This window comes from Rhodococcus sp. NPDC057014, from assembly GCF_042673295.1.
Classification (GTDB): Bacteria; Actinomycetota; Actinomycetes; order Mycobacteriales; family Mycobacteriaceae; genus Rhodococcus_F.
The window spans coordinates 1-16,193 of sequence record NZ_JBHUSF010000202.1 but is presented as its reverse complement, the minus strand read 5'-3'; the positions used below and the strand labels follow the sequence as shown (position 1 = coordinate 16,193).

Below are 16,193 nucleotides of genomic sequence, written 5' to 3'. Positions count from 1 at the left end.
ACGCGGACTTCCGCGTCGGCGAAGACTTGACTGCCTTCGACTTCGCCGGAACGGGTGCCGGCACCGCGAGGGCATTCTCGAGGAACCGTCCCGTGTAACTCTCCGGAACCTGCGCCACGTCCTCCGGGGTGCCCTGCGCGACGACGGTTCCGCCACCGGACCCGCCCTCGGGCCCCATGTCGATCACCCAGTCGGACGTCTTGATCACATCGAGGTTGTGCTCGATCACGATCACCGTGTTGCCCTTGTCGACCAACCCGTTGACGACCCCGAGCAGCTTCCGGATGTCCTCGAAGTGCAGACCCGTCGTGGGCTCGTCGAGGATGTACACCGTGCGGCCCGTCGAACGTTTCTGCAGTTCGGCGGCGAGCTTCACGCGCTGCGCCTCACCACCGGACAGCGTGGGCGCGGGCTGACCGAGCCGCACGTACCCGAGACCGACCTCGACGAGGGTCTTGAGGTAGCGGTGGATCGACGTGATGGGCTCGAAGAATTCCGCGGCCTCCTCGATCGGCATGTCCAGGACCTCGGCGATGGTCTTGCCCTTGTAATGGACCTCGAGCGTCTCGCGGTTGTACCGGGCACCGTGGCAGACCTCGCACGGCACGTACACGTCGGGCAGGAAGTTCATCTCGATCTTCAGCGTGCCGTCGCCGGAGCAGGCCTCGCACCGGCCGCCCTTGACGTTGAACGAGAACCGGCCGGGCTGGTAGCCGCGCACCTTCGACTCGGTGGTGGCGGCGAACAGGGTGCGGATCTTGTCGAACACCCCGGTGTAGGTGGCCGCGTTGGACCGCGGGGTGCGGCCGATCGGTGACTGGTCGACCTGCACGAGCTTGTCCAGCTGGTCGAGCCCGTTGATGCGGGTGTGCCTGCCGGGCACCTGACGCGCGCCGTTGAGCTTGTTCGCCATGACCGTCGCGAGGATGTCGTTGACCAGCGTCGACTTACCGGACCCGGACACGCCGGTGACCGACGTGAGCACGCCCAGAGGGAAGCTGACGTCGATGCCGCCGAGGTTGTGTTCGCGCGCGCCGACGACGGTGACCTGACGCTTGCGATCGACCGGACGGCGGATCGTGGGAATCTCGATGTGGCTGCGGCCCGACAGGTAGGCGCCGGTGAGGGATTCCTCGCAGTCGAGCAGTTCCTGGTACGGCCCACTATGGACGACCTTGCCGCCGTGCTCGCCGGCCAGCGGTCCGATGTCGACCACCCAGTCGGACGTGCGGATGGTGTCTTCGTCGTGTTCGACCACGATCAGTGTGTTCCCGAGGTCGCGCAGGCGCGTCAGGGTCTCGATGAGACGCCGGTTGTCGCGCTGGTGCAGGCCGATCGACGGCTCGTCGAGCACGTACAGCACGCCGACGAGACCCGAGCCGATCTGAGTGGCGAGACGGATGCGCTGCGCCTCACCACCGGACAGGGTGCCGGCTGCGCGGGCGAGGGAGAGGTACTCGAGGCCGACGTCGAGAAGGAAGCCGAGGCGGGCCTGGACCTCTTTGAGCACCTGACCGGCGATGGCCTCCTCGCGGCTGCCCAGCGTGAGGCTGTTCAGGAAGTCGGCGCAATCGGAGATCGACAGTTCACAGACCTCGGCGATCGACTTCATCCCGAACTTCTCGTTCGCGATCGTGACCGACAGGATCTCGGGACGCAGGCGCGCACCACCGCAGGCGGGGCACGGGGTGTCCCGCATGTAGCCGTCGTAGCGTTCCTTCATCTGGTCGGACTCGGTCTGCTCGAGCCTGCGGTGCAGGAACGGCATGACGCCCTCGAACTCGGCGTAGTAGGAACGGGTACGCCCGTACCGGTTCTTGTAGCGGACGTGGACCTGCTCCTCACTGCCCTCGAGGATCGCCCGGCGCGCCTTCGCCGGGAGCTTGTTCCACGGCGTCTTCATGTCGAAGCCGAGAATGTCGCCGAGACCGGACAGCAGCCGACCGAAGTATTCGGAACTCTGCCCCATCGACCACGGCGCGATGGCCCCGTCCTCCAGCGACAGCTCGGGGTCGGGGACGACGAGATCCGGGTCGACCTCCTTGCGGATTCCGAGACCGGTGCACTCGGGGCAGGCACCGTACGGAGAGTTGAAGGAGAACGACCGGGGCTCGAGGTCGTCGATGGACAGTGCGTGGCCGTTGGGGCACGCCAGCTTCTCCGAGAACCGTCGCTCCCGGTCTGCGGCGTTCTCCTCGCGGTCGACGAAGTCGAGGACGACGATGCCCTCCGCCAGTCGCAGCGCGGTCTCGACGGAATCGGTGAGCCGCTGCTTGGAACCGGCCTTGACGGTGAGGCGGTCCACGACCACCTCGATGTCGTGCTTCTCCTGCTTCTTGAGCTTGGGCGGCTCGGACAGCGGATACACCACGCCGTCGACCCGCACACGCGAGTAACCCTGCATGTTGAGCTGGTCGAACAGGTCGACGAATTCACCCTTGCGGGTACGCACGACGGGGGCGAGCACCTGGAAGCGGGTGCCTTCCTCCATCTCCAGAACCTGGTCGACGATCTGCTGCGGCGTCTGCCGCGCGATCTGCTCCCCACAGACCGGGCAGTGTGCGGTGCCGGCCCGGGCATAGAGCAGACGGAGGTAGTCGTAGACCTCCGTGATGGTGCCGACCGTCGACCGCGGGTTCCGGTTGGTCGACTTCTGGTCGATGGACACCGCGGGCGACAGACCCTCGATGAAGTCGACGTCGGGCTTGTCCATCTGACCGAGGAACTGGCGCGCGTACGCCGACAGCGACTCGACGTAGCGTCGCTGGCCCTCGGCGAAGATCGTGTCGAACGCCAGACTCGACTTGCCCGAGCCCGACAACCCGGTGAACACGATCAGGCTGTCGCGGGGCAGATCGAGATCGACCCCTCGCAGATTGTGCTCACGGGCACCCCGCACGATAAGGCGATCCGCCACTCCAAGTCCCTTCATTGTTCGACAGCCGAGGACGCGCGTGGACGCTCAGCCCTCTGGCCGTGCCATGGTAAGCCGGGGCACCGACACGTTCTGGGGGACGGATGGCCGCCCTGCCACTCACCTGCCTGTATTCGACGGTAGCCTCCCCATCATGACCGAGCAGCCCATGGTGATAGAAGACTCGTACACCGGCCACGTCTCCCCCGGTTCGGCGCCGCAGCGCCGCACGGTTCCGGGAGCCACGATCACGAAGATGTCCGTCGGCCCCATGGACAACAACGTGTACCTGGTCGTATGTTCCGCAACCGGAAAATCCGTCCTCATCGACGCCGCCAACGAGGCGGACCGCGTCAACCAACTGATCGGCGAACACGCGCCGTCGCTCGACCTGATCGTCACCACGCACCAGCACGGCGACCACTGGCTGGCGCTCGAGGACGTCGCGGCGGCCACCCGCGTGGACACCGCAGCCCACCCACTCGACGCCGACGCACTGCCCGTCCGGCCCGACCGCCTCCTCGAGGACGGCGACACCGTCACCGTCGGAGACGTCACCCTCGACGTGATTCACCTCGCCGGCCACACCCCCGGCTCGGTCGCGCTCGCGCTCACCGAGGCAGGCGGCGGACGCAGCCACCTGTTCACCGGCGACTCCCTCTTCCCCGGCGGCGTCGGCAAGACCGCGGACGCGGACAAGTTCGCATCCCTGCTCACCGACGTCGAAACGAAGCTCTTCGGCCGCTACGGCGACGACACCGTCGTCTACCCCGGCCACGGCGACGACACCACCCTCGGCGCGGAGCGCCCCCACCTCGGGGAGTGGCGCGAACGCGGCTGGTGACCGCATCCGATCGCCGATCGCGCACCGCACGGCCCGCGATTGGCGATCGGCCTCCCTGGGTACTGGTGAATGGGCGGACCGTCGGTCCGGCAACACTGTCGTACGCCGACGACTGCCCAGAACTCTCGTTAGTGTGAGACGGGAGAACTCGAGATTGGGAGGCCAGGAATGCTCGTCCGTCGTATCGCTCGCCCACTGCTGTCCGCGATCTTCATCAGCGGAGGGATCGATGCACTTCGAAATCCGGCGCAGAAAGCACAGGCCGCCGCACCACTGATCGACAAGTCCACCGAGGCGCTTCCCGGGTCCGTCACGCAGAAGATCCCGTCCGACCCGGAGACGTTGGTCAAGATCAATGCCGCCGTGCAGATCGGCGGCGGCGTTCTCCTCGCCACAGGGAAGGCACCGCGCCTCGCGTCGCTCGCGCTCGCAGGCAGCCTCGTGCCCACTACCGTTGTGGGGCACGACTTCTGGAACGAGACCGACCCCGCGAAGAAAGCGGCGCAGCGCACTCAGTTCCTCAAGAACGTCAGCCTGCTCGGCGGACTGCTCATCGCCGCCGTCGACACCGAGGGCAAGCCGTCTCTGGGGTGGCGTGGACGCCGCGCCGCCCGGCATGCACAGGAGACCGTGGCCGCGGCCCTGCCCCTCGGCTCGGGACACGACCATCACGGCGCCGAGATCGGAGAGGCACTGGCGGCGGCGTCGGAGCGCGCCCGGATCCTGTCCGGTGAGGCAGCCGAACGCGGGTCCGGCCTCCTCGAGGTCGCGAAAGAACACGGCGCCGAATTCGCGAAGATCGCGGCGGATCGCGGCGCCGAGTGGGCGGAGGTCGCGAAGGAACACGGCGCCGAATGGGCGGAGGCCGCGAAGGAACACGGCGCCGAATGGGCGGACGTCGCCCGCGAACGCGGCGCGGAACTCGTCGAGGCGGCGAAGGAGCACGGCCCGGAACTGGCCGAGGTCGCCCGCGAGAAGGGCGGCGAATGGGCGGGCACCGCCGCAGAACGCGGTGAGGTGCTGAGCAAGCGGGCCCGCAAGCAAGCGGAAACCGCGCTCGAGAAGGCCAGGGCGAAGCGGGACGAGTTGTCCCACTGACCCGGCCCGCGCCGGATATTCGATCTGATCGGCCCCGGAGATAGCCGCTGACCTGCGATGTCAGCGACACGCCTCCGGGGCCGACTAGACTGTCCAGGCACTTTTGCAGCCGATCCGGTTGCAGCCGAACCAGTCAAGGAGACCTCTTGCCCGACGAGGACACGTCACGCGACGAGCGCGAGCTCGAGCAGCAGTACGTGACGATGCTCTACACCCGACTGGACGGCCTTCGCCAGTACGCGGCGAACCGGCTGAGCCGTGTACTGCTCGAAACCGGAGGAACGCCGCAGGCGCGGAGCGAACGTGAGTCCTTCAACCAGCTCTACACCGAAGACCTCGCCAAGTACGACGCCGCAGAGAACGGTCTGTGCTTCGGCCGGATCGACCTCGACGGCGAGCACCGCTACGTCGGCAGGCTCGGCATCCTCGACGAGGAGAACGACTACGAGACGATGCTCCTCGATTGGCGTGCGCCCCTTGCCCGCCCGTTCTATCTCGCCACCCCCGCCGCCCCCGACGGCGTCACCCGCCGACGGCACATCCGCACGCGAAGCCGACGGGTGACCGCCGTCAACGACGAATACCTGGACCTGGCGGCCGCGGAGGCCGCGGGCACGGTCACCGGCTCGGACGGCGTCGCGGGTGAGAGCGCGCTGCTCTCGGCGTTGAACGCGGCCCGCACCGGGCAGATGAACGACATCGTCGAGACGATCCAGGGCGAGCAGGACGCCATCATCCGGTCGGAGCACAAGAGCGTGCTCGTGGTCCAGGGCGGCCCCGGAACCGGCAAGACCGCGGTCGCGCTGCACCGCGCCGCGTACCTGCTCTACACGTATCGCCAGCAACTCGCGAAGGCCGGCGTCCTCATCATCGGCCCGAACGCCACGTTCCTGGACTACATCGGCCAGGTGCTGCCGTCGCTCGGCGAGACCGGTGTGCTGCTGTCGACCATCGGTGACCTCTACCCCGGGGTCCGCGCCACCGTCGAGGACAGCCTCGACGCCGGCGAGATCAAGGGCTCGCTCGACATGCTGGACGTCCTCAAGAAGGCGGTCCGGGATCGGCAGGAAGTGCCGTCGCGGCCCGTGGAGCTGACGTTCGACACCTACCGGATCACCCTCGACCGCAAGGTCGTCACCCGTGCTCGTGGCCGGGCGAGGTCGTCCAGGCGACCACACAACCTGGCCCGTCCCATCTTCGTCTCCTCGGTCATCGAGGCGCTCGCGCAGCAACTCGCGGACACCCTCGGCGCCAACGTCGTCGACGGCGGGAACCTGCTGAGCCGGGACGACATCGCCGACATGCGCGACGAGATGCGTGAGGATCCGGAGATCATGACGGCGATCAGCGCGCTGTGGCCGGAACTGTCGCCGCAGCAGGTCCTCGCCGAGCTGTACGCCTCGCCGAAGCGGCTGGCCGATGCCGCCCCGAACCTGACCGAAACGCAACGTGATTCACTGCGCCGCCCCGGATTGCGCGGCTTCAGCGCCGCCGACGCCCCGCTCCTCGACGAGCTGGCGGAACTCCTCGGCGTCGACGACGCCGCCGAGCGGGAGCGCGCCCGTCGCCAGTGGCGGGCACAGATCGCGGACGCCCAGGGCGCCCTGGACATCCTGACGGGTTCGGCGCCGCAGGATCTCGAGGACGAACTGGATCCGGAAATCCTGATGGCCTACGACCTGATCGACGCCAGCCAGCTCGCCGAGCGCCACGACGTCGGGCAGCACCAGACCACCGCGGAACGCGCAGCCGGCGACCGAACGTGGACCTACGGTCACGTGATCGTCGACGAGGCGCAGGAACTCTCGGAGATGGCGTGGCGAATGCTGATGCGGCGCATACCGAACCGCTGGATGACGCTGGTCGGCGACACCGCGCAGACCGGCGACCCGGCGGGAACGTCGTCGTGGCAGCGGATCCTCGAACCGTACGTCGCCAAGCGATGGAAGCTGACGGAACTGACCGTCAACTACCGCACACCGGCGGAGATCATGACGTCGGCCCGGCGGGTTCTCGCCGAGATCGACGCCGAGCAGACCGTGCCGCGGTCGGTGCGCGAATCCGGTTTCGCACCGTGGGCTTTGGAGGTGTCCGAGGCCGAACTGGCGGACACCGTGCGCACCTGCGTATCCCGGGAAACCGGGCCGGGCACCACCGTCGTGATCGGCGGCCACGCCCTCGTCGCCGCGCTCGCGGACCTGCGGTCGGACACCGTCAGCGTTCTCACGGTGCGTGACGCCAAGGGGCTGGAATTCGACTCGGTGCTCATCGCCGAGCCCCAGGACATTCTCGACGAGTCGCCACGGGGAATGAACGACCTCTACGTCGCCCTGACCCGCGCAACCCAACGACTCGGTGTGGTGCACACGAAGACGCTGCCCGCAGTACTGTCCGAACTCGGCCCGGCAGAGGTCGGGATCCTGTCGTGACCGTGGCGGTCGCGGTCGGCTGAGGTCTCGCCCGTTGGAACAGTTCGCCTCGGCGCCGTCGGATTCCGGCCTCACCACCGAGCAGGTGACGCGGGTGTATCTCAATGCCGCCGAGGCGAACTACTGCTGATCGGTCCGGTGTCAGCGCACCGTGTGGACGATGAGGACGTCGGACGTCGACTTGCGTGCGGCATCGGACGGAACCGACCCGAGGAGCCGCCCGGTGAGGGTGTTGAGTCCACGATTGCCGATCACCAGGAGACCGGCCTCGACCTCGTCGACCAGATTCAGCAGCGACTCGACGGGCGCGCCGACGACGGCGCGTTCGACGACCTCCTTGGCGCCGGCGGCGTGGGCGCGTTCCTTCGCGGTGCGCAGGATCTCGTACGTCGGCGCCGAACCGGTGATCTGGTACGCCTCGTCACCGAGCGCGTCGGCGGCCTGCCCGACATCCTTGGGATCGGCCGGGTAGTACGCGCAGGCGATGATCAGCTTGGCGCCGGCGTCCCCCGCGATGGCGGCAGCCTTCTCGACGGCCAGAAACGACGACTCGGAGCCATCGGTTCCGACGACAACGGTCCGGTAGGCGCTCATTCATTCCTCCATGTCTGCGGTGGTCGATCGGCCGGGGTCCGGACATACGTCATGCCTGGACCCAGCAGCCACTGCGCTGACCCTAGCCGCCTCGGTGCCCTCATAGGTGCATTTGCAACACATGCCACAGGGGATATCCCCGGTGCATGACGGATCACATTTTCGGTGCGCTCGGGCTGTGATCGGTGTCAGCGGGACACGTCGACCTTGGGACCGAACACGCCGGCCGGGAACACGCCCGCCGCGACGATCGCGTCACGCCACGGCGTCGCGAGTTCGACGAGCCGGGCCGCCCCGTCCTCCCCCAGTGCCGCCCACGGGGCCAGCGCGAGATCGTCGGTGAGATCCTCGACCAGTTCCCGCAGCTCCTTGCCCTCGGCGGTGAGTTCGCCCCGGGCGTCCAGGATTTCCCGGTCACGCAGACTGTCGCACGCGGAATCCCACTGATCCTGGGTCCAGGCGCGGCGGGTGATCGCGAACTTCTTCTGGAACCCATACCCGGTCGCGGTGTGGGTGATCAGCGATTCGAGTCCGCTCAGGCCCGCCGTCTGCAGGGCGGCGATGTGACCGTCGCCGCGGTACTCGCGCAGCACGGTGAGGGCGTGCCAGAACGCGACGTGCGGCGCCTCCGGCCACTCCACCTCCGTGTAGCCCGCGCAGAGCGGCCTGCCCTCGACACCCGGGATGCCCCGCGCCGCAATCGACGCCAATTCGGCTGCCTCGGCCATCTCCGGCGACGTCGTCACCGCTTCACCGAGCAGTCGCACATACGCCTCGCCGACCGCCCGGTACCGCGCCTCGACAAGTGCCGCGGGCGTGGCCAGACCCCAGGCACGCGGAATGATCGACGCGACCGCGGCGGGACTGAAGTTGAAGAACGTGGCCGTGACCACCCCCGCACCGACCGCTCCCATCGGGGCGGCACGTCCAGCGAAGTAGGTCATCCGTCCCGGTTCGAGCCCCGCCTCGACCAGCCGTTCCTCGACCTCGGGAACGAAATAGCTGAGCGAATGAAGCAATTCCAGGGACCGGGCGGTGCGACCTGCGTTGTGTGCATCCATATGTGCGACGGTACTGCTGTGCGACCGTACTGCCTCGGCGCCCTCGCTATTTCAGGCCCGCGGCATCCATGCCGCGCAACTCCTTCTTCAGATCGGCGATCTCGTCGCGCAGCCGCCCGGCGAGTTCGAACTGCAGATCACGGGCGGCATTCATCATCTGATCGGTCAATTCCTTGACCAGGTCGGCCAACTCCGCCCTGGGCATCGACTTCGTGTCGCGGCCCTCGTACACGCCGGCGCTGACCGAGCGTCCGGCCTCGCCCTGCGCACGACGCCCGCGGGTGGCGTTGCGTCCGGATCCGCCGACGTCGACACCGCTGGCCGTGTCCTCGGCTTCCTCGTAGACCTGGTCGAGGATGTCGGCGATCTTCTTCCGCAGCGGCTGCGGATCGACGCCCATCTTCTCGTTGTAGGCGATCTGCTTCTCCCGGCGCCGCTCGGTCTCCTCGATCGCGTGCTGCATCGAGTCGGTGATCTTGTCTGCGTACATGTGCACCTGACCGGAGACGTTACGAGCCGCGCGGCCGATCGTCTGGATGAGGCTGGTCGAACTCCGGAGGAAGCCCTCCTTGTCGGCGTCGAGGATGGCCACCAACGAGACCTCGGGCAGGTCGAGCCCCTCACGCAGCAGGTTGATTCCCACCAGAACGTCGTACTCTCCCAGACGCAGCTGCCGGAGCAGCTCGACGCGGCGCAACGTGTCGATGTCCGAGTGCAGGTACCGCACCCGGATTCCGAGTTCGAGGAGGTAATCGGTGAGGTCTTCCGCCATCTTCTTCGTCAACGTGGTGACGAGGACACGCTCGTCGCGGTCCGCGCGTTCACGGATCTCGTGCACCAGGTCGTCGATCTGCCCCTTGGTCGGTTTGACGACCACCTCGGGGTCGACGAGACCGGTCGGGCGGATGACCTGCTCGACGAACTCGCCGCCCGCCTGCCCCAGCTCGTACTTGCCCGGCGTCGCCGACAGATACACCGTCTGCCCGATGCGCTGGGTGAACTCCTCCCAGGTCAGCGGGCGGTTGTCGGTGGCCGACGGCAACCGGAAACCGAACTCGACAAGATTCCGCTTACGCGACATGTCGCCTTCGTACATCGCACCGATCTGCGGGACCGTGACATGTGACTCGTCGATGACGAGGAGGAAGTCCTCCGGGAAGTAGTCGATCAGCGTCGCGGGCGCCGTGCCCGGTCCACGACCGTCGATGTGCCGCGAATAGTTCTCGATGCCGGAGCAGAACCCGACCTGCTTGATCATCTCGAGGTCGTACTGGGTGCGCATCCGGAGCCGCTGCGCCTCGAGCAGCTTGCCCTTGTTCTCGAGGTCGGCGAGCCGCTCCTCGAGTTCGGCTTCGATGTCCTTGACGGCGCGTTCCATCCGCTCGGGACCCGCGACGTAGTGCGTGGCCGGGAAGATGCGCACCGAGTCGACCTTCCGCACGACGTCCCCGGTGAGGGGGTGCAGATAGTACAGCGCCTCGATCTCGTCGCCGAAGAACTCGATCCGCACCGCCAGTTCCTCGTACGAGGGAATGATCTCGACGGTGTCACCGCGCACCCGGAAGGACCCGCGGGTGAACGACAGGTCGTTGCGGGTGTACTGCACGTCGACCAGCAGCCTCAGAAGGGCGTCGCGCGGAACCTCCACACCGACCTCCAGCTGCACCGAGCGGTCGAGGTACGACTGCGGGGTGCCGAGGCCGTAGATGCACGACACGGACGCCACCACGACCACGTCGCGCCGCGAGAGCAGGCTCGACGTCGCGGAGTGCCGCAGACGCTCGACGTCGTCGTTGATCGACGAATCCTTCTCGATGTAGGTGTCGGTCTGCGCGATGTACGCCTCGGGCTGGTAGTAGTCGTAGTACGAGACGAAGTACTCGACGGAGTTGTTGGGCAGCATGTCGCGCAACTCATTGGCCAACTGCGCGGCGAGTGTCTTGTTGGGCGCCATCACCAACGTGGGTCGCTGCACCTTCTCGATCAGCCACGCCGTGGTCGCCGACTTACCGGTACCGGTGGCGCCGAGCAGGACCACGTCCTTCTCACCCGCGTTGATCCGCCGTTCCAAATCCGCGATCGCCGTCGGCTGGTCGCCGGCCGGTTTGTGGTCGCTGACGACCTCGAAACGCGCCTCCGATCGCTCGATCTCCCCGATTGGACGGAACTCGGAATGTGCCACCACGGGGTGCTCGGATGCAAACGCCATGCAACCAGGGTAGGCCGGGGGACCGACAAACTTCCCGGGCGATCTCCGTCGGCTGAAAAATCGCGGTAGGTTCCCTGCCATGGCAGGCGCGACTCACGACATCCACCCACCGAAGGTCGAGTACTTCGACCTCCGCGATCACACCAACACCGACCCCAAGGGTTTCGTCCGTCACGTCGACCACTACCGCGTCGAGCCGTGGGGCCTGTACATGGCGCGCACCGCCGACCACCGGCAGTTCCACTACCTGGAGTCGTGGCTGCTCCCCGACCTGGGGCTGCGCGCGTCGATCTTCCATTACCACCCCTACCACCAGCGCGATCAGGACCACTACGTCGACATCGGCACGTTCACCCGCGGCGAGAACGTGTGGAAGTCGGAGGACCACTACCTGGATCTGGTCATCCGCACCGGCCGCGACACCGAACTCCTCGACGTCGACGAACTGATGGAGGCGCACCGCGCCGGCCTGCTCGACGCCGCAACGGCCGAGCAGGCGATCCTCGCCGCCACCACGGCGATCGACGGAATCGCCGCACACGGCCACGACCTCGGCGGCTGGCTGGCCTCGATCGGCATGCCGATCGACTGGCGGTGACCTACGCGCTCCAGCCGGTTCGCTCGGCCCACTCCCATGCCCGGTGATACGCGCGGTCGAACCACGGGCTCTTCGCGTCGACGTAGGCGGTGATCGCGTCCTGATAGTCGGTGTGACCGGCCGCCTTCTCCGCCGCGGCCTCCTTGACCGCGAGATACTCGGCGCGGGCGTCGGTGTCCGCGCGGAGCCAGTCCCGGAACACGAGCGCGAACTGCTGCCCGGGCCACCCGTCGACCCGGAGATGGATGTTCACGGGCCGCCCCGGGTCGGCGCCGCCGTGGATTCGCTTGCCCCACAGAGCCGGATCGGTCTCGCCGCCCTGATACGAGGGCTTCGGGTCGTCGGCGGTGATGTGCTCGATGCGGGGGAACCCGGCGCCTGCGAGTGATTCCGCGAGTTCGTCCGCGACCTCGAGGTTCGCGACCGTCACCTGGACGTCGAGGACGTCCTTGGCAGGCAACCCCTCCACGGCCGTCGACCCGATGTGGTCGATCCGGACGGCGCGGTCGCCGCAGACCAGCCGCAACCGGGCGATCAACCGGTCGGCCTGGGCAGGCCACTGCGGATTCGGCGACGCGAGTTCGGGCAGGACGCGGACGACGGTCCGCGTGCGGATGTTGGACTCGAAGGGCACGAGACGCTCGGCCCACAGTGCCCGGACCTCCGGTTCGAGCGCACCCGGGGCGCCGCTGTTGTCGAGCCGGACGTCGGCCGCCGCCCGCCGTTGATCGTCGTCCGCCTGGGCTGCGATCCGCGCCCGCGCGTCGGTCTCGGACATCCCCCGCGATCCGACGAGTCGCTGCACCCGGTCCTCGGCGTCGACGAACACGACGACGACCAGGTGGAACGCGGCACCCATCCCGCCCTCGACCAGCAGCGGAATGTCCTGGACGAGCACGGCGTCCTCCGGCGCCGACTCGATTGTCTCCGTGGTGCGCGCCCCGACCAGCGGGTGGACGATGGAATTCAGCGCCAGCCGCGATTCTTCGTCGGCGAAGGCGCGCGCCGCCAGGGCCGGCCGGTCGAGCGCGCCGTCCGCCGTCAGGATTTCCTCGCCGAACCGGTCGACGAGGGCAGCGAGGCCGGGAGTTCCGGGTTCGACGACCTCCCGCGCGATCAGATCGGCGTCGACGATCACTGCCCCGAGTTCGGCGAGGACCTTCGACACGGTGGACTTACCGGCTCCTATGCCTCCAGTGAGGCCGATTCTCAACACGCCCCCCAGTGTGGCACCCGCCCGCAACGACGACACACGTCCCTCGCCGATCTCCATCCTCTTCCCGCTCAGCAGACTCACCTGCCCCAAATACCACAGAAGTCCGACACGTTCGGTTATGTTCGAGCGAACGCACCGACCTGCACCTTCTCCAAGAAGAGGAACGCCATGCGCGATCACCGCAACCAGTTCGGTCGGCACCGCCTCGGCATTGCAGGCGGGGTGCATTGCATCGAGATCCCCGAGGTGGCCTCCGCGCTCGCCGAGCATCGCCGGACCTGGCTCACGACACTCATCAGCCACGGCAGACACAGCTTCGCGACGATGCGCAAGCGCGCCGAGGTACAGTCCACGTCCGGTTACTGGATTCCCGCAACCGCGAACTGAGCGCCCGAGCACCACCCACGCACTGTGGCCCGACCTCCGAAGAGGTTGGGCCACAGTCATATTCAACGCAGTCACAGTGAGGGGTCCCGCAACGGCGAAACCCCGCCCCTGCAGCGCAGGGACGGGGTGTTCGGCTGTGCCTGACGAGTCAGGCGGACGTACTAGGCGTTGCCCGACAGCTTCTCGCGCAGAGCGGCGAGCTGTGCGTCGCTGGCCAGCGATCCACCGGCAGACTCGGACGACGAGGAGCTGGAGGACGAAGCGGCGTCGGCGTCGCCGGCACCCGACTCGGACGAGTAGCCGGCAGCAGCGGTGGCAGCCTCGGCGGCCTCGTCTGCAGCGGTCTTCTCCATCTGAGCGGTGTGCATCTTGTGACGACGCTCAGCCTCGGCGTAGCGGTTCTCCCACTCTTCACGCTGCTTGTCGAAGCCCTCGAGCCATTCGTTGGTCTCGGGATCGAAGCCCTCGGGGAAGATGTAGTTGCCCTGCTCGTCGTAGCTGTCCGCCATGCCGTACTTGGACGGATCGAACTCGGCGTTGTAGTCCTCGTTGGCCTGCTTCAGCGACAGCGAGATGCGACGACGCTCCAGGTCGATGTCGATGACCTTGACGAGTGCGTCGTCGTTGACGCCGACAACCTGGTCCGGAACCTCCACGTGGCGCTCGGCCAGCTCGGAGATGTGGACGAGGCCTTCGATTCCCTCTTCGACGCGCACGAAGGCACCGAACGGAACCAGCTTCGTGACCTTGCCGGGCACGATCTGGCCGATGGCGTGCGTGCGGGCGAACTGACGCCACGGGTCTTCCTGGGTGGCCTTGAGCGACAGGGAGACGCGCTCGCGGTCCAGGTCGACGTCGAGAACCTCGACGGTGACCTCGGTGCCGACCTCGACAACCTCGGACGGGTGGTCGATGTGCTTCCAGGACAGCTCGGACACGTGCACCAGGCCGTCGACGCCGCCCAGGTCCACGAAGGCACCGAAGTTGACGATGGAGGACACGACGCCCTTGCGGACCTGACCCTTCTGCAGCTGGTGCAGGAACTCGCTGCGAACCTCGGACTGCGTCTGCTCGAGCCATGCGCGGCGCGAGAGGACGACGTTGTTGCGGTTCTTGTCGAGCTCGATGATCTTGGCCTCGATCTCCTTGCCGACGTACGGCTGCAGATCGCGGACACGGCGCATCTCGACGAGCGAAGCGGGAAGGAAGCCACGCAGGCCGATGTCGAGGATCAGGCCGCCCTTGACGACCTCGATGACGGTGCCCTTGACGGCCTCGTCCTTCTCCTTGAGCTCCTCGATGGTGCCCCAGGCACGCTCGTACTGAGCGCGCTTCTTCGACAGGATCAGTCGGCCTTCCTTGTCCTCCTTGGTGAGGACGAGAGCTTCGACCTCATCGCCCACGGAGACGACCTCGTTGGGGTCGACGTCGTGCTTGATGGAGAGCTCACGGGAAGGGATGACGCCTTCGGTCTTGTAACCGATGTCGAGCAGGACCTCGTCACGATCGACCTTGACGATGGTGCCTTCGACGATGTCGCCATCGTTGAAGTACTTGATCGTTGCGTCGATGGCGGCGAGGAAGTCCTCGGCGGAGCCGATGTCGTTGACGGCTACCTGCGGCGAGGTCACGGTGGTGGAGGGCATGTGTTGAGTTGCTCCGGACGGGTTGTGGTCGGTTGATGGTGTTCTGTCGGACAAGCAACCTGAACCGACGAAACATTCCCGCCGAATCAGATCACCGCAAGCGCAAGGAACGACACCCGACTGGAACCGAACAAACTCGAACTGAACCGAATCCGATGCCGCACACATAGACACTCGCGTGCAATAGGCTACGCGCCCGTGGGCAAGCTGGGCAAACCCGGGCACGTTCCCACGCTCTACTCTGTTGCCCATGCCCGATCCTCGCCCGTCCGATTCTCCTCTCTCCGCCGAAGACGACCGCCACGGCACCGCCAACAGCGTCCTCGGAACGTCGGGGGTGAGCCGCGTCCGCGTCGACTCCGAGTCCAGCGAACGCGCGAGTCGCGCCTGGTGGGACGCCGACGCGGACGACTACCACCGCACCCATGGGGAGTTCCTCGGCGTGGACTCGTCCGAGGGTGAGTTCGTCTGGTGCCCGGAGGGGCTCCACGAGGGCGACTACCACCTCCTCGGCGACGTCGCGGGCAAGGACGTCCTCGAGGTGGGCTGCGGTTCCGCACCCTGCGCGCGGTGGCTGGCCGGACAGGGCGCCCGGGCCGTGGGGCTCGATCTGTCCATGTCGATGCTGACCCGCGGGGTCGAGGCCATGCGGGCGGGCGGCCCGGCGGTGCCGCTCGTTCACGCGGGAGCCGAGCACCTCCCCTTCGCCGACGCGAGCTTCGACGTCGCATGTTCGGCTTTTGGGGCAGTTCCGTTCGTGGCGGACTCACAGCAGGTGATGCGTGAGGTGGCCCGCGTCCTTCGTCCCGGCGGGTTGTGGGTGTTCGCCGTCAACCACCCGATCCGCTGGATCTTTCCGGACGATCCGGGTCCGCGCGGGCTCACCGCCTCGCTCCCCTACTTCGACCGCACGCCGTACGTGGAGGTCGACGGCGACGGCGTCCCCACGTACGTCGAGCACCACCGGACCATCGGCGACCGGGTCCGCGAGATCGTCGCGGCCGGGCTGGAGGTGCGCGACATCATCGAGCCGGAGTGGCCCGAGTGGCTCGACCGGGAATGGGGGCAGTGGAGCCCGCTGCGGGGACAGATCTTCCCCGGCACCGCCATCTTCAGCTGCCGCAAGCCGTGAGTACTTGTTAACCGCCGGCGGTTAACAAGTACTCACGGGACCGGGGGCCGGCGAGAGCAGTTTCG

At 67.3% G+C, this 16,193-nt stretch carries 12 protein-coding genes; 6 read left to right on the top strand and 6 right to left on the bottom strand.

Features of this window, described 5'->3' with window-relative positions; all coding sequences use genetic code 11:
- The coding region (gene uvrA, locus ACFTZB_RS30090; protein ID WP_378436980.1) for an excinuclease ABC subunit UvrA at positions 1–2,917 on the bottom strand (2,917 nt) is incomplete at its 3' end.
- Positions 2,918–3,068: 151 nt separating this feature from the next.
- Between uvrA and ACFTZB_RS30085 the strand changes: the two genes are divergently transcribed.
- The 3 genes from ACFTZB_RS30085 (at position 3,069) to ACFTZB_RS30075 (ending at position 7,285) form a co-directional block, all read left to right on the top strand.
- Complete coding sequence (locus ACFTZB_RS30085; protein WP_378436977.1) at positions 3,069–3,758, top strand: MBL fold metallo-hydrolase; 690 nt, start codon at positions 3,069–3,071, stop codon at positions 3,756–3,758.
- A 168-nt stretch (positions 3,759–3,926) separates the two neighbouring features.
- On the top strand, positions 3,927–4,856 hold the full coding sequence (locus ACFTZB_RS30080) for a DoxX family membrane protein (protein ID WP_378436975.1): 930 nt from the start codon (positions 3,927–3,929) through the stop codon (positions 4,854–4,856).
- A 146-nt stretch (positions 4,857–5,002) separates the two neighbouring features.
- Complete coding sequence (locus ACFTZB_RS30075) at positions 5,003–7,285, top strand: HelD family protein (RefSeq protein ID WP_378436973.1); 2,283 nt, start codon at positions 5,003–5,005, stop codon at positions 7,283–7,285.
- A gap of 141 nt (positions 7,286–7,426) precedes the next feature.
- Here the strand turns inward: ACFTZB_RS30075 and ACFTZB_RS30070 are convergent, their stop codons facing one another.
- From ACFTZB_RS30070 to uvrB, 3 genes are all read right to left on the bottom strand, one after another.
- Positions 7,427–7,879 carry a universal stress protein gene (locus ACFTZB_RS30070; RefSeq protein WP_005247414.1) on the bottom strand — a complete coding sequence of 151 codons (453 nt, stop codon included), beginning with the start codon at positions 7,877–7,879 and terminating at the stop codon, positions 7,427–7,429.
- Between the two features lie 188 nt (positions 7,880–8,067).
- Positions 8,068–8,940, bottom strand: a complete 873-nt coding sequence (locus ACFTZB_RS30065; RefSeq protein ID WP_378436971.1) for a hypothetical protein — start codon at positions 8,938–8,940, stop codon at positions 8,068–8,070.
- Between the two features lie 46 nt (positions 8,941–8,986).
- A complete protein-coding gene (gene uvrB / locus ACFTZB_RS30060) occupies positions 8,987–11,149 on the bottom strand; it encodes an excinuclease ABC subunit UvrB (RefSeq protein WP_378436969.1) in 2,163 nt (720 codons plus the stop codon).
- Positions 11,150–11,228: 79 nt separating this feature from the next.
- Here uvrB and ACFTZB_RS30055 point away from each other — a divergent pair, with 79 nt between their 5' ends.
- Positions 11,229–11,747 carry a DUF402 domain-containing protein gene (locus tag ACFTZB_RS30055; protein ID WP_378436967.1) on the top strand — a complete coding sequence of 173 codons (519 nt, stop codon included), beginning with the start codon at positions 11,229–11,231 and terminating at the stop codon, positions 11,745–11,747.
- Between the two features lies 1 nt (position 11,748).
- Here ACFTZB_RS30055 and coaE read toward each other — a convergent pair whose 3' ends face one another.
- Positions 11,749–12,963: a dephospho-CoA kinase gene (coaE, locus tag ACFTZB_RS30050; protein WP_276141924.1), complete on the bottom strand. Its 1,215-nt coding sequence runs from the start codon at positions 12,961–12,963 to the stop codon at positions 11,749–11,751.
- A 168-nt stretch (positions 12,964–13,131) separates the two neighbouring features.
- Here coaE and ACFTZB_RS30045 point away from each other — a divergent pair, with 168 nt between their 5' ends.
- Positions 13,132–13,350, top strand: a complete 219-nt coding sequence (locus ACFTZB_RS30045; RefSeq protein ID WP_378436965.1) for a hypothetical protein — start codon at positions 13,132–13,134, stop codon at positions 13,348–13,350.
- 161 nt (positions 13,351–13,511) lie between these two features.
- Here ACFTZB_RS30045 and rpsA read toward each other — a convergent pair whose 3' ends face one another.
- Positions 13,512–14,996, bottom strand: a complete 1,485-nt coding sequence (gene rpsA, locus ACFTZB_RS30040) for a 30S ribosomal protein S1 (protein ID WP_012687956.1) — start codon at positions 14,994–14,996, stop codon at positions 13,512–13,514.
- Between the two features lie 250 nt (positions 14,997–15,246).
- Here rpsA and ACFTZB_RS30035 point away from each other — a divergent pair, with 250 nt between their 5' ends.
- Complete coding sequence (locus tag ACFTZB_RS30035) at positions 15,247–16,128, top strand: class I SAM-dependent methyltransferase (RefSeq protein WP_378436962.1); 882 nt, start codon at positions 15,247–15,249, stop codon at positions 16,126–16,128.
- The last annotated feature ends 65 nt before the right edge of the window (positions 16,129–16,193 follow it).

Coding starts and splice junctions, on each gene's coding strand:
- ACFTZB_RS30085 (WP_378436977.1), top strand. CDS start 3,069: ATGACCGAGCAGCCCATGGTGATAGAAGACTCGTACACCGGCCACGTC.
- ACFTZB_RS30080 (WP_378436975.1), top strand. CDS start 3,927: ATGCTCGTCCGTCGTATCGCTCGCCCACTGCTGTCCGCGATCTTCATC.
- ACFTZB_RS30070 (WP_005247414.1), bottom strand. CDS start 7,879: ATGAGCGCCTACCGGACCGTTGTCGTCGGAACCGATGGCTCCGAGTCG.
- ACFTZB_RS30065 (WP_378436971.1), bottom strand. CDS start 8,940: ATGGATGCACACAACGCAGGTCGCACCGCCCGGTCCCTGGAATTGCTT.
- uvrB (WP_378436969.1), bottom strand. CDS start 11,149: ATGGCGTTTGCATCCGAGCACCCCGTGGTGGCACATTCCGAGTTCCGT.
- ACFTZB_RS30055 (WP_378436967.1), top strand. CDS start 11,229: ATGGCAGGCGCGACTCACGACATCCACCCACCGAAGGTCGAGTACTTC.
- ACFTZB_RS30045 (WP_378436965.1), top strand. CDS start 13,132: ATGCGCGATCACCGCAACCAGTTCGGTCGGCACCGCCTCGGCATTGCA.
- rpsA (WP_012687956.1), bottom strand. CDS start 14,996: ATGCCCTCCACCACCGTGACCTCGCCGCAGGTAGCCGTCAACGACATC.
- ACFTZB_RS30035 (WP_378436962.1), top strand. CDS start 15,247: ATGCCCGATCCTCGCCCGTCCGATTCTCCTCTCTCCGCCGAAGACGAC.